The sequence below is a fragment of the Pseudidiomarina tainanensis genome, from assembly GCF_004214835.1.
Classification (GTDB): domain Bacteria; phylum Pseudomonadota; class Gammaproteobacteria; order Enterobacterales; family Alteromonadaceae; genus Pseudidiomarina; species Pseudidiomarina tainanensis.
The window spans coordinates 497,279-519,084 of the sequence record NZ_PIQJ01000001.1 but is presented as its reverse complement, the minus strand read 5'-3'; the positions used below and the strand labels follow the sequence as shown (position 1 = coordinate 519,084).

The following is a 21,806-nucleotide window of genomic DNA, read 5'->3' as shown; positions in this document are numbered from 1 at the left end:
GTTTCGATTTTCTCTAATATCTAATATCCAATAGCTAATATCGAACTCGCTTTTTGAGTAACGAATTAAGAGGTATTTATGCAAGATTACAAAGTCGCAGACATTAGCTTGGCCGATTGGGGCCGTAAAGAAATTGCTATCGCAGAATCTGAAATGCCAGCATTGATGACCATTCGTCGTAAATATGCTGATAGCAAGCCGCTATCTGGTGCTCGCATCATCGGCTGCATTCACATGACCATTCAAACTGCGGTTTTGATTGAGACCTTGATTGAGCTTGGTGCTGAAGTGCGCTGGTCATCTTGCAACATCTTCTCGACGCAAGACCACGCAGCAGCAGCTATGGCAGCCGCTGGTGTGCCAGTGTTTGCTTGGAAAGGTGAAACTGAAGAAGAATATGAATGGTGCCTCGAGCAAACTTGTCATAAAGACGGTGAGTTGTGGGATGCCAACATGATTTTGGATGACGGCGGTGACTTAACCCTGCTGATTCACGAAAAATATCCGCACATGCTCGATAAAATTCACGGTATCACCGAAGAAACCACAACCGGTGTGCATCGTTTATTGGAAATGCTCAAGCACGGCACCTTAAAAGTACCTGCAATCAACGTGAATGACTCGGTTACCAAATCGAAAAACGACAACAAATATGGTTGCCGTCACTCGTTAAACGACGCGATCAAGCGTGCAACCGACCACTTATTATCAGGTAAGAAAGCTTTGGTCGTTGGCTACGGTGATGTTGGTAAAGGTTCAGCGGCAAGTCTGCGCCAAGAAGGCATGATCGTCAAAATCACTGAAGTGGATCCGATTTGTGCTATGCAGGCATGTATGGACGGCTATGAGGTTGTATCGCCGTACATCAATGGTGTTAACACGAACTCTGCCGATGGCATCAATCGCGACTTGTTGCAAAACATCGATTTGATTGTCACCACCACCGGTAACGTCAATGTGTGTGACCGTCACATGTTGGCAGCGTTGAAATCAACTGCTGTGGTTTGTAACATTGGTCACTTCGATAACGAAATCGACACCAAATTTATGCGTGAAAACTGGCGCTGGGATGAAGTGAAGCCTCAGGTGCATAAAATTCATCGTAGCGATGATGAGAACGATTACTTGCTGTTGTTATCAGAAGGCCGTTTGGTAAACTTAGGCAACGCAACGGGTCACCCAAGCCGTATCATGGATGGTTCTTTTGCCAACCAGGTATTGGCGCAAATGCACTTATTTGACGAGAAGTTTGCTGATTTGCCAGCGGCTGAGAAAGCTGCCAAGTTGCGCGTTGAAGTATTACCTAAGCAATTGGATGAAGAAGTTGCGCGTTATATGGTGCAGGGTTTCGGTGGTGTGATGACGAAATTGACTCAGCAGCAAGCTGATTATATTCACGTGGCTGTTGAAGGACCGTTTAAGTCCGACGACTACCGCTACTAAAATACGAAAACGATATTAGCATTTGGATATTAGATATTAGCGATGCCGCTCTTACTAATATCCAATATCTAATATCTAATATCGAACCTGGTTTTTATGATTGAATATAGACAAATGACGGCCGCCGATTACGCGGCCGTACTTGAATTAGGCAACCGCGTACATGGCGATAACTACTTAACGCCAGAGTCGCTTGCGGATTATGATCAGCGCGGCCGCGTTGGCGATATCAACCTGAATTGGTTAGCGTTTGCCGATGGCAAATTGGCCGGTATTCGGCTGACGTTTGCGCCGGGCAACTGGGATATTGATGGCCATTGCAGCCCATCTGATTGGCCAGTGCCAGCTGAACAACTGTGCTACTTCAAGTGTGTGGCCGTTGACCCCGACGTACGTGGCGGTGGTATTGGTCGTGGCTTGCTTGACCATTCGATTGCTGAAGCGAAAAAACTCGGATGCACGGCGGGTTTAGCACATATTTGGATGCAGAGTCCTGATAACGCGGCGTTCGAATACTTCACCCGCTGTGGAGGTGAATTGATTCAGGAGCACGATAAGCGTTGGTATGACCTATCCATTAACGAAGGCTACCACTGCCCTGTCTGCGACGGTGTGTGCTATTGCACCGCGGGTGAGATGATACTTAAATTTAATTGATTCAATAAGGCCTGGTGCAATGTACGATCCTCTTCACGACAAAAATCCAGGCCCCAATCAACCCTATCCTGCCAGCTATTGGCACGCACACACCCAAACTTCGTGGCCGCAATGCGCCGACACCTTACCTGAACAAGCTGATATTGTGGTGATTGGCGCCGGCTATACCGGTCTGAACGCTGCCCTTGAGCTCGCTGAGCGCTTTCAACAACGCGTTGTTGTGGTGGAGGCGAATCAGCTCGGCTGGGGGTGTTCAACGCGCAATGCCGGCTTTGCAATGCCAGGCACTGGTCGCTTGGGTTATGTTGCTTGGAAGAAACGCTGCGGTGAGGCCGTCGCGCAAGCAATTCAAAATGAATATCAACTCGCCTTTGAACGTCTTGAGCGTCACCTGCAGGCTTGTCCAGAACAGCTGCAAGTCCAACGTGGTGGCTATTTGAAAATTGCTCACAAGTCCGCAGCAATAGGCGAGCTTGAGCAACAATATCGGGCGTTATGCCAATATGAGCCGAACACAAACTGGCTTGATTACGACGCAATTCAGGCCCGAGTGAAAAGTCCACAAGCGTTTGCGGCCATTCACTTTCCGCAAAGTTTTGGAGTGAACCCACTGTTGTTGCTTGCAAGTGTTGCACGGCAAGCAGTCGCTGCCGGTGCCACCCTAGTTGAAAATGCACCAGTTGAACATTGGCAAACACTCAGTAACGGTCAGCATCAATTAACGACGCCACGCGGCAGTATTGTTGCGAACAAAGTGATTGTTGCCACTAATGGTTATACGCCTAACCATTTACACCCAGCCATTCACGGACGCAGCCTACCGGTTCTCTCGAGTGTCTTGGTTACGCGCCAATTAACTGATTCCGAGCGCGCCGCCATTGGTGTTGCTCCGCACGAACTCGTCATGGATACTCGCACACTCAAATATTACTTCCGGCTGTTGCCCGATGGTCGCCTATTATTTGGTGGACGCGGTGCCATTCGTGGCAAAGATGCCCACAAGGAGCGTTATCAGCGCCATTTATTGAGTGCTATGGCTGATACTTTTCCAGCGTTAAAGCAATTGAGCCAAGAGAAACCTGAATACAGTTGGAGTGGTTGGGTATCGGTGGCGCTAGATGACTACCCGCGCATTTATAGCCCAGCCGCAAACGTATTTACGAGCATGGGCTATTGTGGCGCAGGGGTGACGTTTACGCAGTTAGCGGGTCAAAGAGTCGCACAGTTAGCGATGGGCGAGAAGCTTCCAGCGCTACCGTTTTATGAGTCGCCGTTACCGAAGTTTCCTCTGCCGCAACTGCGCCGCCTCGGCCAGTGGCTTTACTATCAAATTCAAAGTCGATATTAGCTATTGGATATTAGATATTCGAAGTGCAAGTTCGATATTAGCTAATGGATAATGGATGTGATGTAAACGGGTATTTATTACTTTTCTAATATCCAATATCCAATAGCTAATATCGTTTTTGGGTTTAAAGACCGAAGACGACTTTTTCGCTGGCGAGCATCCGACCAATCACGCGAATAATCAACAAACTCACAATTGCCGTTACCACCCCACTCACCACCAACGGCAACCACTGCAACGCCTCGCCCTTAATAATATCGAGTAGCGCTTGGTGTTGTCCCGTCAGCGGCAAATAGTACAGTACTGGGTTCTTAAGGCGCGCAAATTCAACGCCAAATACCGCAAGCATCGGTAACATCAGCAAAAATGAGATATACGTTTGAGCTTCTTTAAAGCTTTTTGCGCGGAAGCTGACAAACAACTGCAGTGCGGTTGCAAATAACGCTAATGGCGCCAGCATCAACACCATCAGCAACATCATCGGCCATTCAATGGCGACGCTAATCCCAATATCGTGTAGTGGCAAAAAGCGGAAGATTAGCGGTATCAGCACGACACTCAAAATGCCACCAAACATCGCAAAACAACTCGCTGCAAATGCTTTACCAAGCACCAGCTGATGCGAACTAAGCGGTTGTGACAATAGCAGTTCGAGTGAGTTACGTTCACGCTCACCGGCACTGATATCAATCGCTACATTCATACCTGAAAAGAACACTGACAACAGGATAAATATCAGGACACTGCCCATGAGAATAGCCGAGCGCGAGCCTTTGGTTGCCGTGTCGTGTTTCACTAAGTCAATAGGCTGCACCACGCGTGGGTCGAGCCCGCGCATTTGCATACGAATAAACGAGAGTTTACTACCGTAGCCTTCAATAGCTTTCTCAATACGGCGAATATCCGAACGTTGTTTAGTCGCACTAAAGTCAGCGGTTAACGTAATCGGCGCCGGCTGCGCTTTAGCGATATCATCGGCCCAACTCTCACCGATCACTAACTCAATAGGTTGCTGCCCTGCTGGCCACGCCTTTTCACGTTCAACAATACCTTGCTGTTGTAAATATTCGATGAGTGCCGGTGCGTGTTCTGCGCCTTTAATATCGATTTCAACATCACTCGGATCCGTCAATTGACTGATCATGACATAAAAGGCAACAGCCATTAACAATGGGCCGAAAAATGCGTAAGACATAGCGGCCATAACTGAGCGTTTATCACGAATAGCGTCTTTTAATTCTTTGCGCCAAACAATTCCTATTGGACTGCGAACAGACTTGCTCATGCAGCGATTCCCTCATCGGTTCCGATTATTTTTACAAACGCTTCTTCGAGCGCTGATTCACCCGTTAACTGACACAGTTCGTCGGTGGTGCCTTGTGCTGCGACTTTCCCTTTCGCGACTACAACAACTTGGTCACAAAGGGCCGCTACTTCTTGCATGACATGGCTTGAGAACAAAATACTGGTGCCTTGACTACGCAGCTCACGTAATAAGTCGCGCAAAATTCGGGTACTCATTACATCGAGACCACGGCTAGGCTCATCGAGAATAAGATGCTTCGGACGATGCACAATGGCTTGTGCAAGCGCAACTTTCATACGCTGCCCTTGTGAGAAGCCGGTTGCCTTTCGGTCGGCAATCGCAAGCATATCGAGGCGCTCTAGAGCTTCCTGTACAGCCGCCTGCCCGGCGTCTTTTTCAAGTCCATGCAGTGCCGCAAAATAAGCGACTTGCTCGCGCGCAGTTAAACGCTCATAAAGGCCGAATTTATCTGGGAAAATACCGATATTGCGACGCGCCTCTAACGGCTGTTTGCTGGCATCGATCCCGTCAATTAATGCTTGCCCGCTGTCTGCTTTTAATAACCCATAAATGGTTCGAAGGCAGGTTGTTTTACCAGCGCCATTCGGCCCTAATAAACCCGTAATTTGCCCTTCTGGGGCGGTAAAAGTAAGCCCGTCTAACGCGGTGACTTTTCCAAATTGTTTACGCAGTTCTGTCACTTGAATCATGGTCGGGTACCTTACAAGCCTTTGCCGTTGGCATTGAGAACAAACGGCATTGGTTTTTGATTTTGCAAACAACTGTCATCCAGTGCCGCAAGATCGAGTGTATTGATAAACTGCGTCGCTAATTTATTCGCGCATGTATGGCCGGCGATAGTATGCGAGCCATTTGGGGCAATCAGATGACGGCTATTTGGTAGCGTTTGCGCTGCTAATGCGCCCCACGTTGGTGGCGTTACTGGGTCTAAACGACCTGACAATAACAAGCTTGGAATATCACTCGCAACTGGTTCAAACCATGACTCAGGGCGTGGCACCGATGGCCATACCGAACACATTTCAACAAATGCATCGGCAGTACGCGAACCAATGAAATCGTTATCGCCATCTGCTGCTAACAGCTCATCGGTTGCACGTGGCAAGTCTTCGCTACAAAGCACCGATAAGGTTAATCCCATATACATTTCAGACTGCGACATGCTGCTGCCAATTAATCCCACTAACGGGGTGTAGTTGCCGCGATGCGTTTGTTGAATTGCATAAGGCAATAATTGTCGTGTTACTGGATGATATAGCCCGACACGCATAACCGAAGTAAAACGACCGGCGGTGATCAGAATATCCGTTGGTTCATTAGTCAGCGGGTCATTCACGGTCAACGGCACCGGCTCTTCTTCCAGTTTTGCCAGAGTTTCCGCGTAAGTAGTTTTCAGTTCAGGAAAGGTCGCTTGGCAAGCTGCCGATTGCGCGCAATGTTCTAACAACAAGTTAAATGAATCTGCGCCATGACGCCCAAACGGCCCGACCACAACTTCTGGCGGTGCCACAGCATCTAATACCGCAGCTCGCACAGACTCCGATGCTTCACGCATGTAGACTAAACCGGCTCGTGTGCCATACGAACCGCCGTATAAGTTAACTTGCGGGTAACCTAAATGCTCACGCACTGCTTCGAAATCACGAATTGCATTCACGGTGTGGTATTGGGTGAGGTCTTCATCTTTATATTGCGCTAAACATTCGCCTGCGATTCGCGCTAAATCGATATCATCATCCGCTTTGACCAACTCATCAACATGACTAAGCTCGCAACTAAGAGGATTTGAGTTCCCGGTACCACGCTGGTCGATTAACAGAATGTCTCGTTGTTTACGAACATCGCTAAACATGCGGTTAATCATAGCAGCTAGCTCAGTTGCGGCTTGCCCTGGCCCACCAGCCAAAATCAGCAACGGATCCGCTTTCTTGTTTTCACTTACGGCAGGTAAAACAGCATAATTAATTGATATTTGGCGCTGCTCTGGTTGGTCATAGTTTTCGGGAACCATGAGCGAGCCACATAAAACTTGCTCACTAATATTTTTCAAATAGCACGAGGTGAGTTTTTCTTGTTGCTGAAGCGCAGGTGATTCTTGACTGGCATCGTCTTGTGACGCTGCAAAGGCAGCTTCTGGAGTACCGATGTATAGTGTTCCCCCTAGCAAAAGTGCTAGAGCTGATATTCCCTTATTTCGCATGATTTGTTATCCGGTTGTAACAACTGTGCCCAGTCTATCCTTTCTCGGTGGTGAGTGGAAAGCTGCAAACTGTAAAAGTTTGTTTTAGTTTATTGAGATACTTGCTGCAATCGTTCTTCGATAACTTGGCGAATGCTATTTTGCTGAGGCAGCTGACGAGCCCAACTCACATCGCCGACATCGTACAAATCACGAATCAGTACACTATTGGCAATAAAGCGGCCGATTTCCGCAGAGCCGCTGTGGTGGGCAAATTGAATCATGCTTTCACCATTACAGCGAATACGTGGGTAAATGTCACGGATGCGCAAGCGATACTCGCGCAGTTTGTTACGGAAATCCTGTGAGTTGTTGTGACGTACTTGGCTACAAAACAGTAGCGCAACATCATCGCCGAACGTCGCGAGTGCTGGCTGTGCGCCGGTAGCTCCGCTTGTCAGCAGTAATGCTGTACTCATAACCGTCAGTAAACTCTTTTTTGCCGTACCAAAACCGTTCATACACTTTCACTAAATCACTATTTGAAAGGTATGTTAACGACCACAATAGGCGTTCGCAACGGATTAAAATGTTAAAAAACAACCGCCGTTAACGGGTTTTTTACACTTTATTTGGCTTAGCGGTCAGCTGTTTCGCGCTCGTAAACTTCTGTTACAAATGGGTAGGGATTTTTTTCATCGGCAGGATGCTCAACCGATTCAACCAAATTCCATGTTGCTTGCGCATGATAATCTGGGAAAAACGTGTCGCCGTCGGTTTCCAACTGAATTTGGGTAAGATAGAGACGATGCGCATGCGGCAAAAACTCCGCATAAACATGCCCTCCCCCAATAACCATCAACTCTTCGGTATGACCAGCGGCATGCACAGCTTGCTCTGGGCTACTGACCCAAATCACACCTTGCTCATCGGTATACGGCTGTTGGTATTTGCGACTTAAGACAATGTTGGTGCGCCCTGGCAATGGGCGCCCAATCGACTCGTAAGTTGTGCGCCCCATAACCACTGGTTTACCGAGCGTCACACGTTTGAAATGTTGAAGTTCTGCAGGGAGATGCCAAGGCATTTTGCCGTCTTTGCCAATGACGCGATTGGCCGCCATAGCCGCCACTAAAGCAATATGCATAATAACCTCGTTATTCGTGCGCTTCGCTATTCGTGATTCGTACGCTGCGCTGTTCGAAAAATGCGCAGCACGCACGAACAGTGAGCGAAGCGAACGTACGAATAACGAGCAACGCTTTTATTTTTGGTAGATCACTTCGACGTCGTAATCATCGTCGTCGTAGTCATCATCGTCATCATCTTCGTCTTCAAACGCTTCAAGCTGCTGCTTGTGGTAATCATCCCACTTGAACTCAACACTGGCCTTGGCTTCCGCTTCCATTTCTTCTGGCGTTTGCTTCGGCAATGATTCTAAGTACGCGATGATTTCTTTACATAGCGCATCTGTGCCGATGTTTGATAGGCCTGAGATTTGGTAAACAGGACCATCCCACTCAAGCGCTTCTTTGACGCGTTCGATGCCTTCGGCAATTTGCTCTTCACTTAGCAAATCAACTTTATTGACCACTAACCAACGTGGTTTCGCCGCAAGTTCCGGACTGTATTTTTCTAGTTCGCGTACAATTTTCACCGCTTGCTCAGCTGGATCAGTTTCATCATACGGTGCTAAATCAACAAGATGCAACAATAAACGGCAACGCTCAAGGTGTTTCAAGAAGCGAATACCTAAGCCTGCACCTTCAGCGGCACCTTCAATCAAACCTGGAATATCGGCGATAACGAAGGTTGCATGTGGCACTGGACGAACAACACCGAGGTTAGGAACCAAGGTGGTGAATGGGTAATCAGCTACTTTGGGTTTAGCTGCTGAAACAGAGCGAATAAAGGTTGATTTACCAGCGTTAGGCATACCCAAGAGACCCACATCAGCAAGCAACATGAGTTCGAGTTTCAGGGTGCGGATTTCACCTGGTGTGCCCATTGTTTTTTGGCGTGGCGCACGGTTAGTCGAGCTTTTGAAGCGCGCGTTACCCAAACCATGGAATCCACCTTTGGCAACCATACGACGTAAACCGTGGCGTGTTAAATCACCTAACACTTCGCCGGTTTCTTGATCAGTCGCGCGGGTACCTACTGGCACTTTTAAGACTAAATCTGCACCGCGTTTACCGGTACAGTTTTTGCCGTGACCGTTTTCACCACGCTGGGCACGGTGGAAACGCTCAAAGCGGTAATCGATCAGCGTATTTAGGTTTTCATCGGCTTCTAGATAAACGTCGCCGCCATCGCCACCGTCACCGCCATCGGGACCGCCTTTGGGGATATATTTTTCACGTCGAAAACTAACAACGCCGTTACCGCCGTCGCCTGCTTCTACGCGAATTTCGACTTCATCTACAAACTTCATGATTTTACCTATCTGCTTACATGAAAAAACCCCGCCACTCCGGACGGGGTTTCAATACTTCATTGTTAGCCGTATTTGAGACTTAGCGTAGCTGTGGCGAGATTCACCGTCGCTGCGCCACGTCCCGGCGTAGAACGCCGGGCTACGATTATTCAGTTACGATGCTAACGTATTTGCGGTTCTTAGGACCTTTCTCCGCAAAAGAAACTTTGCCGTCCGCCAATGCGAACAAAGTGTGGTCACGGCCGATACCGACGTTGTCACCAGCGTGGAATTTAGTACCACGTTGACGAACGATGATGCTACCAGCTAAAACTGACTCACCACCGAAGCGCTTAACACCCAGACGTTTACTTTCTGAGTCACGACCGTTACGAGTTGAACCTGCGGCTTTTTTGTGTGCCATGTGTCGTTACTCCTTCAATTAACCGTTAATACCAGTGATTTTCACTTCGGTGAACCACTGACGATGACCTTGACGTTTCATGTGGTGCTTACGACGACGGAACTTGATGATGTTCACTTTGTCTGCACGACCATGGTTTACTACTTCCGCCTTAACAGAGCCACCAGAAACAAAAGGTGCGCCGATTTTCACGTCGTCACCGTTCGACAGCATTAATACTTGGTCGAACTCAACCACATCACCAGTGGCTGCTTCCAGCTTTTCCAGGCGGACGATTTGGCCTTCAGTTACACGGTGTTGCTTACCGCCACTTTGGAATACTGCGTACATGTCTTTCTCCGATTTTCCCCGAGGGGGCTTATTTGAATTAAATTCAGGGCGCGAATTATATGCCCCTACGGGGCGAAATGCAACTACGATATTAGCTATTGGATATTAGATATTAGAAAAGCAAGAACGATATTAGCTGTTAGATATTAGATAAAACACAAATACCCGATACTTCGGCACTAATATCCAATATCTAATAGCTAATATCGCTTTTGTTTTTAAGCGATGCGGTCGACGGCGATGGCTGCTAGTGCATGCAGCGCCTCGCGATACGGCGACTCCGGCAAATGCGCCAACTGTTGCTGTGCCAATTCTGCTTCTTTTAGCGCACGGTTACGTGTGTATTCAAGTGCGCCGGTACGTTGCATAGCTGTCAGCACTTGTTGCAATTGATCGCGTCCGTCACCTTGTTCAATCGCAAGACGAATCATTGCGGCTTCATCATCATTGCCATGCCACATGGCGTATAACAACGGTAATGTTGGCTTACCTTCAGCGAGGTCATCGCCAGCTTGTTTGCCCATCGTTTCGCTATCTGCGGTGTAATCCAATAGATCGTCAACCAACTGAAATGCAGTGCCGAGGTGGCGACCATAGGCAGCTAATGCATCTTCAACTTGCTGTGGTTGCTCCGCTAACACGGCGCCAAGTTGTGTGGCTGCTTCAAAGAGCTTGCCGGTTTTGCCGTAGATTACATCAAAGTAGCTGGCTTCGGTGGTATCGGGGTCGTTGCAGTTCATTAACTGCAATACTTCACCTTCCGAAATGATATTGGTGGCATCGGCGAGAATCTTCATCACCTTCATGGAATTCAACGTCACCATCAGCTGAAACGCGCGGGTATAGAGAAAGTCACCAACCAGCACACTTGCTTCGTTACCGAACACGGCATTCGCGGTTTCTTTGCCGCGGCGCAATTCTGATGCGTCGACAACATCATCATGTAATAAGGTAGCTGTGTGAATGAACTCAATAATAGTCGCAAGGGTGAGATGCCCTTGCCCTCGATAATCGACAGCGCGAGCGGCGGTCACGGCAAGCAGCGGACGCAAACGTTTGCCACCACTATTGACAATATACAGACCCAATTGATTGATTAGTGCGACATCCGACTGAAGTTCAGCACCAATTAGTTGGTTCACTCCGGTCATGTCGTCGGCCATCAAGGCGTTGATTTCTGATAACTTCATAGCTTCAGTGTGACTGTTAAATTAAGCCAAAGATTGTACACGAAATTAGCGAATGAACACAGTCGATTAGCTACTTGGTATTGCGCTTCAACGCAAGTTTTTCGGCAAAAACTAGACTAACTGCGCCTATCGCCCCGCCGACATGTGCAAATACAGCAATTGCATCGCCTGTTTCTGGTTGATCCCAGTCCATCAAGATTTTTATTACTAAGGCGGCGAACACGACACCACCTATCCAATTTCTATTGAGCGCATCTTTGAGCGCTGCATAAGCGAACAGGCCGTAAAGAGTGCCGGAGAAACCAGCGTAGACTTCGTACGTAGGAGCCCCAAAGAGTTCGACAATACTGCTGGTGAGTAATATGGGTAAGCCAACTAACCAGTTGTGCGGTGTTTTTAATTGATCAGGGAATAGTAACCAAGCTATCCAGACACCGGCGATGTTGAACCATAAGTGCGGTGCATCGTGATGCATGAACTGACTGGTTATAAGCTGCCACCAAAAACCATCCATCACGCGCGGATAGCGCATTAATAAATCGTCGTGCCAAGGTGTGAGAAAATAAAAGCAACAAAAAAGCAGAGCACTTATCACGATGGGTGGTAAGACGCTCTGCTTAGGCATTGTGAAGCTGTTCTTATTTAACGAAATCTAAGCCGATTTGAATGTCGTTTTTCAGACCATCCAACATGTCAGCTTTCGCTTTTTCTTCATAAGCACTGAGTTCGCCGTATGACAGAATTTCTTCAACACCATTCGCGCCTAGGCGAACTGGGTGAGCGAAGAACAAAGCATCTTTGCCATCAGTTTCAACGTAGGTGCATTCAACAACGCTGTTGTCGCCTTGTAATGCTTTAACCAAAGATAGACAGAAACGCGCCGCTGCTTGACCCATTGATAAGGTCGCTGAGCCGCCGCCAGCTTTCGCTTCAACAACTTCAGTACCAGCGTTTTGGATGCGCTTGGTTAAGGCTTCGATTTGCTCATCAGTGAAGCTCAGGCCAGTTTGTGACAACAATGGCAAAATAGTCGTGCCGCTGTGACCACCGATAACTGGAACGGTTACTTCAGCTGGGTTTTTGCCGTGAATTTCAGCAACAAAAGTTTCTGCACGAATCACGTCAAGTGTGGTCACACCGAACAATTTGTTCTTGTTGTATACGCCTTTTTTCTCAAGCACTTTCTTCGCGATAGCAACAGTTGTGTTGACTGGGTTGGTGATAATACCAACACAGGCATTCGGGCAGTTGTCAGCAATTGCTTCAACCAAGTTAGCAACGATACCAGCGTTGATGTTAAATAAGTCTGAACGATCCATACCTGGCTTACGTGGTACACCGGCTGGAATCAATACGATATCGCTACCAACTAATGCTGATGCTAAATCGTCTTTGCCGTAGCCTTTTACAGACACCGCGGTTGGAATGTGGCTGAGATCAACAGCAACACCAGGAACAACAGGCGCTACGTCATATAACGCTAGCTCAGAACCAACCGGTAATTGGGTTTTCAAAAGTAATGATAGTGCTTGGCCGATACCGCCAGCTGCACCTAAAACTGCAACTTTCATCTCAGACTCCATCCAGTTATGTGGGGAAATTTTAGGCCGAAAACTTTACTCTTTTTACGCCCAAATTACAACCAAGGGCGCTGTTATGCGCGCTCTGAAATCCTTGCGTAACTCTTGCTTAAGTCTGCCGCACGTATATGATGGACGATTATTTTGAGAATTATTTTGCACGACGAATTGAGCGATTAACATGCCAACTAAAAAAACCGAAGACATGATTGAAGCCTTCAAGGCGCTATTAAAAGAAGAGCGATATGGTTCGCAAGGTGAAATAGTCGACGCCTTGAAGGAATTGGGTTTCGCAAACATTAGTCAATCGAAAGTGTCGCGTATGTTGAGCAAATATGGTGCCGTTCGTACGCGCAATGCACGACAAGAAATGGTCTACTGTTTACCCGCCGAACTTGGTATTCCAAGCACCCGTGCGCCATTAACCCAGCTTGTTTTAGATATACAGCATAATGATGTGATGGTGATTATTCGCACCACACCAGGCGCAGCTCAATTGATTGCTCGCTTGCTTGATTCGGTTGGCAAAAAAGAAGGCGTGTTGGGCACTATTGCGGGCGATGACACGATTTTCATTGCACCACTGAAGGTGTCGGAGATTGATTTCACGCTACAAAACGTGAAAAAGCTATTTGAAGAGCAACCACGATATTAGCTATTGGATATTAGATATTAGAAAAAAGATAAATACCCGATACATCAGCGCTAATATCAAATATCTAATAGCTAATATCGCCTTTGTTTTTCTAATATCCAATATCTAACGGCTAATATCGCTTTTGTTTTTCAGGAACTCGATGGAGGGGGCGAAATAGGCTGCGTTAGCCGTCGCCTCAATGTAATCCAGTAACGGATCATACTCACCCTGCTCATCCGCTATATATCGATTACGCAACCATTGCACCACATGCTTTGGCTTACCGGTAAAGTACATCGCCAACTGGCCTTGCTCGCGCAAATTACCCCATGGCATGTTTTGGCGCAGTAACTCTAATGGCTGGTCGTTGGCATCAATTAAGCGAGCTTTTTGAGTATGGGTGACCATACTCAGAACGGCTTCGCTAATCCGTTCGCCGGTTACTTTTTTACGCCCCATCACATGCTCTTGAATTTCCGTGCTTAATTGTTCCCAGCGGCGCAAATCGTAGCGGAATTTTTGGGTGAAGACATAACTGCCACCTTTGAAAATAGCATCATCGGCAACCACAGATACTTCGCGTCGACGCATGCCTCTCGGGTTATCAGGGGCGTCAATAAAACCGAGTAAATCGCGGCCATCCATAAAGCGGAAGGTATTATTTTGTTCGACTAATTCGACATCGTGACCGAGCCACTCCATGAGTGTGCGTGCTGCTTGAAAATTCACGTCAAATCGATCAGAGCGAATGCAAAGCAATAAATCAGCTGACTCTCGCGGTGTTTGTCTATCGCCGTCACTCAAATCCGGAAAACTAGCAAGCTGTAGCGGACGCACGTCTGGATAAAGTACATCCCAATAATCACTGCCAATGGCGATAAAGCCGTTGAGCATCGACTCTGAGAAACGTACGTCGAGGTCATCGATGAGCTGTGGCACCCGCGCTAATTTACGGCGCATATAATCGGCATCATCGGTCATAACATTCAATAAAAGCGTTATGCCGTGTAGATTGGGTTCTGCATAAATGCCGGTTTGCGCGTTATTCATAGATTCCTCATTGGCCACAATTTAGCGCGGTTCCTCGCCGAAATTAACGCATCAATCGCAATGCTCTTGTGGTAAAGGTTTGGTTGTGCCATAGATTGGTTTTAATTGATAAATGATTTTTACCATAAATTGACACGTTTGTTGATGCTTGTTGATATAAAAGTCTAGCAAATTCATGTCATATTAAAACGTTATAACTCATTGAGCCAACTGCCGGAGATATCATGCGTTCAGATTTAACCGTTGTGTCACGCAAAAAACCACTGTTTCAAGCGACCTTATTAGCAACCTCACTCACTTTTTTACTCGGCGGTTGTGCCGCGACACAAGAACCGAAACCTGATACCGCAACGAAACAAGTTGTTGAAAGTGCAGATAGCCGTTATCAAACGCTGGCCAATGATATTTATGAAAAGCTACAAGCGCAGAATCCATGGCAAAGCGATGTGCTGCCGGATATGTCGGCGGAGTTATTAAAGCAGCGAGCTGATTCACAAAAAGTGTGGCTTGCGCAACTTGAACAAATTGATGTCGAGGCATTATCTCGCCAAAACCAAATTAACCATCGCATGCTGACCTATCGATTGAAAAACGATATTGATGGTTACACCTACAAAGAACATTACATGCCGTTGAATGCTGAAGGCGGTTTTCATAGTAACTTAGGCTTTATGGTGCGTAATGCTAGCTTCCGTAGTTTCGAAGATTATCAAAATTATCTGCAGCGTCTGCGCTCTATCCCACGCTACATGGCGCAGCAAACTGATTGGCTGAAAGCGGCATTAGAAGAAGGCTACACGCAACCGAAGGCGGCGATGCAAGGCTTTGAAGAAAGTATTGCGGCTTACATTGTGCAAGCACCACAAGACAGCCTGTTTTATCAACCGTTTCAGGCCAACAAACCCGTATTCGTGAACGCCGAGCAGTGGCAAGAATTGCAACAGCAAGCGGCACAAATAATTGATGGCTTAGTGCTTCCAGCTTATCAAGACTACTTTGATTTTATGGTGATGGAGTATCTGCCTAATAGTCGTGAAAGCGTTGGCGCGAGCGAATTACCGAATGGTCGCGAGTACTATCAAAACCGCATTAAACACTACACCACGTTAGATTTGACGCCCGAAGAAATTCATCAGCGCGGCCTCGACGAGGTGAAGCGGATCCGCAATGAAATGGCGGTAGTCATTGAAAAAACTGGTTTTAAAGGAAGCTTTGAGGAGTTCACGGATTTCTTACGAACTGATCCACAATTTTATCCGAAAACCGCTGATGAATTATTGAAAGAAGCATCGTTTATTGCCAAAAAAGCCGATGGCGAATTGCCGAAGTTCTTTAAACTGCTACCGCGTCAGCCATACGGTGTCGCGCCGGTACCTGCAGAGATTGCGCCAAAATACACAACGGGCCGCTATGCCGGCAGTAATCGAAGTGATCGCGCAGGCTTTTATTGGGTGAATACCTATGCGTTAGATCGCCGCCCGCTCTATCAATTAGAGGCTTTAACCTTGCACGAGGCGGTGCCAGGTCACCACTTACAAGGCGCGTTAGCGCGAGAAATGGACGATCTTCCTGACTATCGTCGCTACACCTATATCTCAGCCTTCGGTGAAGGTTGGGGTTTGTACTCTGAGTGGCTCGGTAAAGAAATGGGCTTTTATCAAGACCCGTACAGTGACTTTGGCCGTCTGAGCTACGAGATGTGGCGTGCCGCGCGCTTAGTTGTTGATACGGGTATGCATGCCATGGGTTGGCCCCGTGAGCAGGCAATGGATTTTATGGCGTCAAACACGGCATTAAGTTTACATAACGTCAAAACAGAAATTGACCGTTATATTACGTGGCCGGGCCAGGCGCTCTCTTACAAGCTTGGGGAAATGTTAATTCGGCAGTTACGCACCGAAGCAGAAGCGGCACTGGGTGCAGATTTCGACCTACGTGAATTTCACCATGTGGTACTTCGCAACGGCAGCGTCCCTCTCGACATTCTCGAACAAGAAATCCGCAACTGGATAGATGAAACCGTAGCCCGGCGTTCCACGCCGGGTGGCGCATAGCGCCGTGATTGCATGGGGATAATTCGGTGTTGATGCGCCGGGTAGCGCGTAGCGCTGTGATTGCTACTTCGCCGGAAACAGCACTTCCGGAGGGAGCGGTTCGTCGGGGGTAAGCCCAACACCTTCAGGTAACACTGTACCGCGGCCATCCACCACTTCTTGTGGCGCATACATTGATAAACCAACCACCCAACCATTGGGTAAGTTCTTCACAGTCGTCGGGGCGAATGCGCCCCGCGAATTCTGCCCGCGCAACACAAAACCACGAAGCCGTAAAGCCTGTGCGAGGTGTTCGGCTGCACTTGCCGTGACTTCGGTAATCAAAACGGTGCCACGTTGATGAAGCTCGCCTAAGTTAGGCGTGCGCTGCTCATAAACCGCCTGTTGCCGTATTATCGTTAACGGCTCATCGCGACTAACCAAACTATTCGCAAGCTGACTCGCCAGCAGCAAACTGCCACCTTCATTAAAACGCAAATCAATTAAGAGCTTTGGTTTTAAGCCCGTCGCCTGTGCGGTTAAGCGCAGATCGTCTTCAATGTCACGCAGGGCGCGCTGCAAACAGCGTTGTCCCGCCTCGCTATAAGCCGCGTCGGCTGCGTATAAATGCAAACGCTGCACACCGATATAATATTCGCCGGACGCTAGTAACCCCCACCACAACCCTTCGTTGCAACTTTGACTGAGTCGACTATTACGCAAATCTCGCAACAGCTTTTGTCGGGAATGCTCACGCTGGGATTCGCCGACGGCGAAATCACTGACGCGGTGATAACGCTGAATATCGTTTGCCAGCACAAAAGCATGTTCATCGCCACTGTCTTCCAAAACCTCGCTGACAACCTGAAATAGAGCTAATTTTCGGTCCAACTTCGGCATCGATGTCGCTTTATCAAGCAGGCTTGCCTCGTAACGCCAGCGTAATAGGTCTGCTTGTGAAAGGCCATGTTGAAATTGCGCCAGTATTTCAGCAACGGTGTCGACGACTGCGACGGCACTGGCATCTGGCGGCGTATCGCAATGACGTGGTAGAAACGGTTCACGCGTAAACATCACCGGGAGACCATCCGACAACCGTTGCAGTACTAACGTGCGCTCACCAGCACCAATCCATATGTGTTGGCCGGGGTTTTGTGAACTGGAAAATACTCTCGGAAGTAAACCGGCGTCAGCTGCCCAACACTGGCTTGGTGTCCACTGATAACGTGTGACAATTGCATCATCAACAACGAGGTAGCTTTGGTAATGGCTGGACCAATACACGCCGTCATTGAGGGTCAGTGATGGTGGCGGCGTTGAGCTACTGCATGCGGCAAGTAGCCCAATTAATCCGCAGAGAATCCATTTGAATGCGCTCAAAGCACAGTGACTCCTGAGTTTGCTGTGCTTTAGAGCGTAGCGCTACAAATAGCGGTCGTAAAGCATTTGTAGTGTTGCTTGCGCAGCGAGTTGGCCTTGCTCTGCCCATAACTCAAGCTCTTCCTCAATGACTTCGTAGCCACCCGGTTGAGCTGTTACGCCGGCAACTTGGCGCGGACGTTGCAAATTATAGCCGCCGGCGCCAGCGCGATATTCCATCAAACCTTGCGGAATTGGAACACGATCATCGGCCAACAAGGTGGCATCTTCCAAAGACGTCATCGTTATTTGATAACCAATCGGCTCAAAATTCAGCTTGGTTTCGCGATAAGGCATAACTTCTAGGAGCAGGTTCGTGTGCTTACGTAGCATGTCCATTTCAAGACGTTGATTATCGTCTTGTGGATTTCGTTTTGAATCCGCGCGAATTTCAGAATCCAATAAGCGCATGGCGACGGCACGATTGACCAAACGCACGCCGTACTGCATCAGGGTGCTTTGATAGCCGCGTTGATATTCATCCCATTGCGCTGCAGTGAGCATCGTTGAACGGCGCGGATTTGCATAGCTGCGTTGTTCGACTCCCACTTGCACACTTTGTGATTCCGGAACGAATGTCCCCTCAGTGCCCGTTGCTTGAGCATTGACACTCACGCGGCGCTGCATGTGCCAATCCGACACCATATCACTGAAAGGCTCCCCCACTAACATCACTAACTTGGGTCGGCCTGCTTTATCGTAAGCCGCCTTAAACGTAGCTTGATCAACATTGAGCAAGCTAACTTGTTGTTGTTCTGCGGTGCGCGCACGATCAAAATAGCTGTCATTCAGCATGGGTTGTGCGGGCGCATCTTGCGCATTGGCAAAGCTGCTACCCAATAAGGTGGCAGCCGCACACAAAGTATAAATATGCACGGCTTTCATATTATCGACCTTCTCTAAGTTCTACCAAGAAATACTCGGCACGATCATTCAATGAGGTTTCTTTATAAATCGCTGTACCATTAGCTGGCACATAGACCCGTCGCCACATCGATTCGTCCATCAGTGGTGCTTGGTTTGCATCAAAAAACAACGCTTTGCCTTCAATCTGCAAATCGTAATCTGTACGGTTGCGGATCATCGTCCAAACTTCGAGTTGTCCCGTCGCTGTGTTACTGATGCCGCTACGATCAAGCGTCACTTTTACGGTTTCGCGAACACGTTCACCCAAAAAAGATTTGGTGATATCGGTACGGTTTAAGTTGTGATCAATAAACACAATAGTGTTCATTTCATTGGTGGTTGTGCGCTGTACTGGATGTGCGCCACTATAACCATTTTGAGTGCTACCACAGCCGGCTAACGTGAGTGCGATACCTGCTGCAATCAATAACTTACGTTTCATTGTTGGGTTCCTTATTGTTCTTATCGGGCCCGTGAACTGTGCCAAACGATATGATTACCCTGCGGATCTTGATAGTGTCGAAACACACCAGATTGCAAGGCGACTGGATTGCCATCGATATCGGTATAACTGGCCTGCCATTGCGAGACATCGGCAATGTTGGCGCGCATCGTCGAGGTATGCACCGCGTCAGGTAAACGTGACCAATAGCGAATATCAGCACGCGGCTTCACATTCGCAGATAACGCCATGCTTGCCACACCAATTAATGCCAGTGTATTCCCCACTTGACCACTACTACCGCCAAGTGCCGGTGAAAATACCCGTGCGGTGACGCCAAGCTGAGCTAAATCGCGACCAAGATCTGCGGTGGTATTCGCAAACGCAGCCTTGCCTTCAATAATTGCATCAACCGGACGACCACCTCGCGAGGTTGCTTGCCAATAAACACTCTCAATGGGTGCTAACTCGAGTTGTTCAGCCCCGGTGTCGAGAACAACATGTTTTTCTTTGAAGTTTTTACCCGGGCGGAACACTAATTCATAATGTCCCATGCCATCGGCAAGTTTCCGCGGTGAAAACCCTGTTTCCGCAAGGATCAACACATTGTCATCGGCCGCAGGGATTGGAAAATCAGGACGTAAAGCGCGAAGTTCATCGTAGGCTTCTTCAGCTAACACTGGACTTCCCATTTTCTGAGCTGACCAGCCAGCCAAAAGCATCATGACCGCAAAATCACTACGATTTTGTTCTTCTTCAGCAAATGCATCTTGCATTAGACCACTGACAAAACTCGCGCGGGCATTGTCGTATTCGCCATCGATAAGATAAATGAGGCCGCGATAGTAGTAAGCCATCGCCCGCTCATACGGTTCCCCTTTAAAATCTTTACGACCTTCTTCGTGCCATAAACTGCGTGCTTGTGTCGCCGCTTCATTGTCAGCATAGACCGTTTCAATGGTTTCTAATGCGGCATCAAAATTCTCACGTGCTAGGTCAAGGTCGCCACGATAAAAAGCTGCAGTGCCGATTTCCATGCGATTCAGAACTTCATTACGCTTACCTTCTTGAAACAGCTTACGGTAAAGCGGTTGTAGATAAGCTGGCTTGTCTGCAACGGCGTCTTGTTCTTGGGTGTTCAGCGCTAGAGGCTGGTACTGCGCTGGCCCAGTGCTTGTGCACCCAGCCAACGCCAATACCAATGCTGCACTAGCGATAGATAACGTCGTCTTGTGCAGTTTTTTGGAATTCATACATGCCACTCCAGACATAGGTTCCGAGTTCAAGGTCTACGAGTTCAAAGGTGATCTGATGATACCGAGAACGCTCTTGGCTACGGGTATCCATGGCATCAAGTGACATGATGCGACCAACTAAACGAAAATCAGCGCCAGCAGTAGCCTGCGTAGAACGAATAGTGCCACCATCAACGACGCCCATACGTTTCAATTCACGCTCTTTCTCTACCATATCGGCGTACTCACGACCGACAAAAACGAGACGGCCGTTCGAGGCGCGGTTCAAATTAATGCGCAGCCGATCGGTTAACATGTTTTTGTTGATTCGAGACGAGCTTTCGTTGGTGAAGTATTGGCTATCAATAATGATTCGCGGTGCAACCTCACGACTGACAAGCTGTGGATTGCTGAGCATATCGCGCATCATCTGATCGGTTACTGCCATGATATCTTGCGATTCAACGCCAACCCCTTGCACCTTGCCTGGCGAACGCGCATCTTCATAGACAGTTGCGCGACCAGCGCTATTATCAATTGTCGTACTTGAGCAGCCGGCAAGCACAAGTGTGCTTGCCAAGGCGGCTGTCATCACTAAATATTTCATAACAAATGCCTTTGATTGGTTAACTTAGAAATTAAAAACCTGCTTGCGCAGAAGCTTGATAAAGCGACTGGGTATACACTGTTTTCAATTCTGGGTAGATCGACATCGCGGATTCGAGTGCATCTTGATAATGCGGATGCGCTGAATGTGTGACGTACATCCATACCGAAAGCTCATACAGGCTGTTGAAAGAAATATCTGAAGTACCACGGATAACTTCTTCACCACCGGCCATTTCTAAAGCGACTTCACGGCCAACTGTATTACCGATTTCTTGACCCAACCAACCACCGATAAATGGAATGTTTTCTGCAAGCTTTTGTCCAGCGTAAGCACCGGCCATACCGCCGATTGCAGCGCCCATTTCAGCGTTACGAGCATTGTTAACCCATTCAGCTAACACGCCGTCTGAAGTGTACGGGCTCATGTATTCCCCGCTATTGTCTTGAATAGCTGGAGGAGCAGTTAATTGGTAAGGTTGCGCGAGTTGAGGACCCATGGCGCAAGCACTTAAAGTAAGGGCGGCGAGGGCCACAAGGGCGAGTTTGAGTTTGTTCATTGGAGCTCTCCGTGAGCTGGAATT

General features: G+C 48.1%; 23 protein-coding genes. 5 read left to right on the top strand and 18 right to left on the bottom strand.

The features are described 5' to 3' along the window. The first annotated feature begins 78 nt into the window (after positions 1-78). The 3 genes from ahcY (at position 79) to CWI82_RS02540 (ending at position 3,448) form a co-directional block, all read left to right on the top strand. Positions 79-1,443 (top strand): adenosylhomocysteinase, encoded by a 1,365-nt coding sequence (ahcY, locus tag CWI82_RS02550; protein WP_092856369.1) that lies wholly within the window; start codon positions 79-81, stop codon positions 1,441-1,443. Between the two features lie 96 nt (positions 1,444-1,539). Further along, a complete protein-coding gene (locus tag CWI82_RS02545; RefSeq protein ID WP_092856371.1) occupies positions 1,540-2,100 on the top strand; it encodes a GNAT family N-acetyltransferase in 561 nt (186 codons plus the stop codon). 19 nt (positions 2,101-2,119) lie between these two features. Further along, positions 2,120-3,448, top strand: coding sequence for an NAD(P)/FAD-dependent oxidoreductase (locus tag CWI82_RS02540; RefSeq protein WP_130202561.1), 1,329 nt, complete (start codon positions 2,120-2,122; stop codon positions 3,446-3,448). A gap of 124 nt (positions 3,449-3,572) precedes the next feature. On the opposite strand, the gene CWI82_RS02535 is transcribed toward CWI82_RS02540, so the two are convergent. From CWI82_RS02535 to mdh, 11 genes are all read right to left on the bottom strand, one after another. Beyond that, a complete protein-coding gene (locus tag CWI82_RS02535) occupies positions 3,573-4,733 on the bottom strand; it encodes an ABC transporter permease (RefSeq protein ID WP_092856375.1) in 1,161 nt (386 codons plus the stop codon). After that, on the bottom strand, positions 4,730-5,464 hold the full coding sequence (locus CWI82_RS02530) for an ABC transporter ATP-binding protein (protein WP_092856377.1): 735 nt from the start codon (positions 5,462-5,464) through the stop codon (positions 4,730-4,732). Before CWI82_RS02530 ends, CWI82_RS02535 begins: the two co-directional genes overlap by 4 nt. Positions 5,465-5,475: 11 nt before the next feature. Further along, entirely contained in the window at positions 5,476-6,975 is a 1,500-nt protein-coding gene (locus CWI82_RS02525; protein ID WP_130202560.1) for an alpha/beta hydrolase, read from the bottom strand. Positions 6,976-7,064: 89 nt separating this feature from the next. Then, the gene (locus CWI82_RS02520; protein WP_130202559.1) at positions 7,065-7,475 is read right to left on the bottom strand and encodes a DUF3718 domain-containing protein; all 411 of its coding nucleotides are present in this window, start codon (positions 7,473-7,475) and stop codon (positions 7,065-7,067) included. Between the two features lie 116 nt (positions 7,476-7,591). Beyond that, a complete protein-coding gene (gene folA / locus CWI82_RS02515) occupies positions 7,592-8,101 on the bottom strand; it encodes a type 3 dihydrofolate reductase (protein WP_130202558.1) in 510 nt (169 codons plus the stop codon). A gap of 117 nt (positions 8,102-8,218) precedes the next feature. Continuing rightward, the gene (gene cgtA / locus CWI82_RS02510) at positions 8,219-9,388 is read right to left on the bottom strand and encodes an Obg family GTPase CgtA (protein ID WP_130202557.1); all 1,170 of its coding nucleotides are present in this window, start codon (positions 9,386-9,388) and stop codon (positions 8,219-8,221) included. Between the two features lie 148 nt (positions 9,389-9,536). Continuing rightward, a complete protein-coding gene (rpmA, locus tag CWI82_RS02505; RefSeq protein ID WP_055439238.1) occupies positions 9,537-9,794 on the bottom strand; it encodes a 50S ribosomal protein L27 in 258 nt (85 codons plus the stop codon). Between the two features lie 18 nt (positions 9,795-9,812). Next, entirely contained in the window at positions 9,813-10,124 is a 312-nt protein-coding gene (gene rplU, locus CWI82_RS02500) for a 50S ribosomal protein L21 (protein ID WP_130202556.1), read from the bottom strand. A gap of 218 nt (positions 10,125-10,342) precedes the next feature. Continuing rightward, positions 10,343-11,314: an octaprenyl diphosphate synthase gene (ispB, locus tag CWI82_RS02495; RefSeq protein ID WP_130202555.1), complete on the bottom strand. Its 972-nt coding sequence runs from the start codon at positions 11,312-11,314 to the stop codon at positions 10,343-10,345. Between the two features lie 70 nt (positions 11,315-11,384). Next, positions 11,385-11,846, bottom strand: a complete 462-nt coding sequence (rrtA, locus tag CWI82_RS02490; protein WP_165383863.1) for a rhombosortase — start codon at positions 11,844-11,846, stop codon at positions 11,385-11,387. A gap of 106 nt (positions 11,847-11,952) precedes the next feature. Continuing rightward, a complete protein-coding gene (gene mdh / locus CWI82_RS02485; RefSeq protein ID WP_092856395.1) occupies positions 11,953-12,885 on the bottom strand; it encodes a malate dehydrogenase in 933 nt (310 codons plus the stop codon). A gap of 190 nt (positions 12,886-13,075) precedes the next feature. Between mdh and argR the strand changes: the two genes are divergently transcribed. Next, on the top strand, positions 13,076-13,549 hold the full coding sequence (gene argR / locus CWI82_RS02480; protein WP_130202553.1) for a transcriptional regulator ArgR: 474 nt from the start codon (positions 13,076-13,078) through the stop codon (positions 13,547-13,549). Positions 13,550-13,654: 105 nt separating this feature from the next. On the opposite strand, the gene CWI82_RS02475 is transcribed toward argR, so the two are convergent. Beyond that, positions 13,655-14,581 carry a Dyp-type peroxidase gene (locus CWI82_RS02475; protein ID WP_130202552.1) on the bottom strand — a complete coding sequence of 309 codons (927 nt, stop codon included), beginning with the start codon at positions 14,579-14,581 and terminating at the stop codon, positions 13,655-13,657. 224 nt (positions 14,582-14,805) lie between these two features. Between CWI82_RS02475 and CWI82_RS02470 the strand changes: the two genes are divergently transcribed. Beyond that, complete coding sequence (locus CWI82_RS02470) at positions 14,806-16,635, top strand: DUF885 domain-containing protein (protein WP_130202551.1); 1,830 nt, start codon at positions 14,806-14,808, stop codon at positions 16,633-16,635. Positions 16,636-16,698: 63 nt separating this feature from the next. Here CWI82_RS02470 and CWI82_RS02465 read toward each other — a convergent pair whose 3' ends face one another. From CWI82_RS02465 to CWI82_RS02440, 6 genes are read right to left on the bottom strand one after another with little or no spacing between them, the layout of a single operon-like run. Next, entirely contained in the window at positions 16,699-17,994 is a 1,296-nt protein-coding gene (locus CWI82_RS02465) for a S41 family peptidase (RefSeq protein WP_130202550.1), read from the bottom strand. A 42-nt stretch (positions 17,995-18,036) separates the two neighbouring features. Beyond that, on the bottom strand, positions 18,037-18,918 hold the full coding sequence (locus CWI82_RS02460; protein ID WP_130202549.1) for a hypothetical protein: 882 nt from the start codon (positions 18,916-18,918) through the stop codon (positions 18,037-18,039). A gap of 1 nt (position 18,919) precedes the next feature. Then, positions 18,920-19,381 carry a putative periplasmic lipoprotein gene (locus CWI82_RS02455; RefSeq protein WP_130202548.1) on the bottom strand — a complete coding sequence of 154 codons (462 nt, stop codon included), beginning with the start codon at positions 19,379-19,381 and terminating at the stop codon, positions 18,920-18,922. 20 nt (positions 19,382-19,401) lie between these two features. After that, positions 19,402-20,634 carry a hypothetical protein gene (locus tag CWI82_RS02450; RefSeq protein WP_092856409.1) on the bottom strand — a complete coding sequence of 411 codons (1,233 nt, stop codon included), beginning with the start codon at positions 20,632-20,634 and terminating at the stop codon, positions 19,402-19,404. Continuing rightward, positions 20,591-21,223, bottom strand: a complete 633-nt coding sequence (locus CWI82_RS02445) for a penicillin-binding protein activator LpoB (protein ID WP_130202547.1) — start codon at positions 21,221-21,223, stop codon at positions 20,591-20,593. The genes CWI82_RS02450 and CWI82_RS02445 overlap by 44 nt, the downstream gene beginning before the upstream one ends. A 31-nt stretch (positions 21,224-21,254) precedes the next feature. Beyond that, entirely contained in the window at positions 21,255-21,782 is a 528-nt protein-coding gene (locus tag CWI82_RS02440) for a hypothetical protein (protein ID WP_130202546.1), read from the bottom strand. Positions 21,783-21,806 lie beyond the last annotated feature (24 nt).

What these genes read in the sequence shown, in the direction of transcription:
- CWI82_RS02450 (WP_092856409.1), bottom strand. Translation starts at nt 20,634, where the DNA reads ATGAATTCCAAAAAACTGCACAAGACGACGTTATCTATCGCTAGTGCA.
- CWI82_RS02530 (WP_092856377.1), bottom strand. Translation starts at nt 5,464, where the DNA reads ATGATTCAAGTGACAGAACTGCGTAAACAATTTGGAAAAGTCACCGCG.
- CWI82_RS02460 (WP_130202549.1), bottom strand. Translation starts at nt 18,918, where the DNA reads ATGAAAGCCGTGCATATTTATACTTTGTGTGCGGCTGCCACCTTATTG.
- folA (WP_130202558.1), bottom strand. Translation starts at nt 8,101, where the DNA reads ATGCATATTGCTTTAGTGGCGGCTATGGCGGCCAATCGCGTCATTGGC.
- cgtA (WP_130202557.1), bottom strand. Translation starts at nt 9,388, where the DNA reads ATGAAGTTTGTAGATGAAGTCGAAATTCGCGTAGAAGCAGGCGACGGC.
- rrtA (WP_165383863.1), bottom strand. Translation starts at nt 11,846, where the DNA reads ATGCGCTATCCGCGCGTGATGGATGGTTTTTGGTGGCAGCTTATAACC.
- CWI82_RS02540 (WP_130202561.1), top strand. Translation starts at nt 2,120, where the DNA reads ATGTACGATCCTCTTCACGACAAAAATCCAGGCCCCAATCAACCCTAT.
- CWI82_RS02525 (WP_130202560.1), bottom strand. Translation starts at nt 6,975, where the DNA reads ATGCGAAATAAGGGAATATCAGCTCTAGCACTTTTGCTAGGGGGAACA.
- CWI82_RS02520 (WP_130202559.1), bottom strand. Translation starts at nt 7,475, where the DNA reads ATGAACGGTTTTGGTACGGCAAAAAAGAGTTTACTGACGGTTATGAGT.
- argR (WP_130202553.1), top strand. Translation starts at nt 13,076, where the DNA reads ATGCCAACTAAAAAAACCGAAGACATGATTGAAGCCTTCAAGGCGCTA.
- CWI82_RS02475 (WP_130202552.1), bottom strand. Translation starts at nt 14,581, where the DNA reads ATGAATAACGCGCAAACCGGCATTTATGCAGAACCCAATCTACACGGC.
- CWI82_RS02455 (WP_130202548.1), bottom strand. Translation starts at nt 19,381, where the DNA reads ATGAAACGTAAGTTATTGATTGCAGCAGGTATCGCACTCACGTTAGCC.
- ahcY (WP_092856369.1), top strand. Translation starts at nt 79, where the DNA reads ATGCAAGATTACAAAGTCGCAGACATTAGCTTGGCCGATTGGGGCCGT.
- CWI82_RS02545 (WP_092856371.1), top strand. Translation starts at nt 1,540, where the DNA reads ATGATTGAATATAGACAAATGACGGCCGCCGATTACGCGGCCGTACTT.
- CWI82_RS02470 (WP_130202551.1), top strand. Translation starts at nt 14,806, where the DNA reads ATGCGTTCAGATTTAACCGTTGTGTCACGCAAAAAACCACTGTTTCAA.
- rplU (WP_130202556.1), bottom strand. Translation starts at nt 10,124, where the DNA reads ATGTACGCAGTATTCCAAAGTGGCGGTAAGCAACACCGTGTAACTGAA.
- CWI82_RS02445 (WP_130202547.1), bottom strand. Translation starts at nt 21,223, where the DNA reads ATGAAATATTTAGTGATGACAGCCGCCTTGGCAAGCACACTTGTGCTT.
- rpmA (WP_055439238.1), bottom strand. Translation starts at nt 9,794, where the DNA reads ATGGCACACAAAAAAGCCGCAGGTTCAACTCGTAACGGTCGTGACTCA.
- ispB (WP_130202555.1), bottom strand. Translation starts at nt 11,314, where the DNA reads ATGAAGTTATCAGAAATCAACGCCTTGATGGCCGACGACATGACCGGA.
- mdh (WP_092856395.1), bottom strand. Translation starts at nt 12,885, where the DNA reads ATGAAAGTTGCAGTTTTAGGTGCAGCTGGCGGTATCGGCCAAGCACTA.
- CWI82_RS02440 (WP_130202546.1), bottom strand. Translation starts at nt 21,782, where the DNA reads ATGAACAAACTCAAACTCGCCCTTGTGGCCCTCGCCGCCCTTACTTTA.
- CWI82_RS02535 (WP_092856375.1), bottom strand. Translation starts at nt 4,733, where the DNA reads ATGAGCAAGTCTGTTCGCAGTCCAATAGGAATTGTTTGGCGCAAAGAA.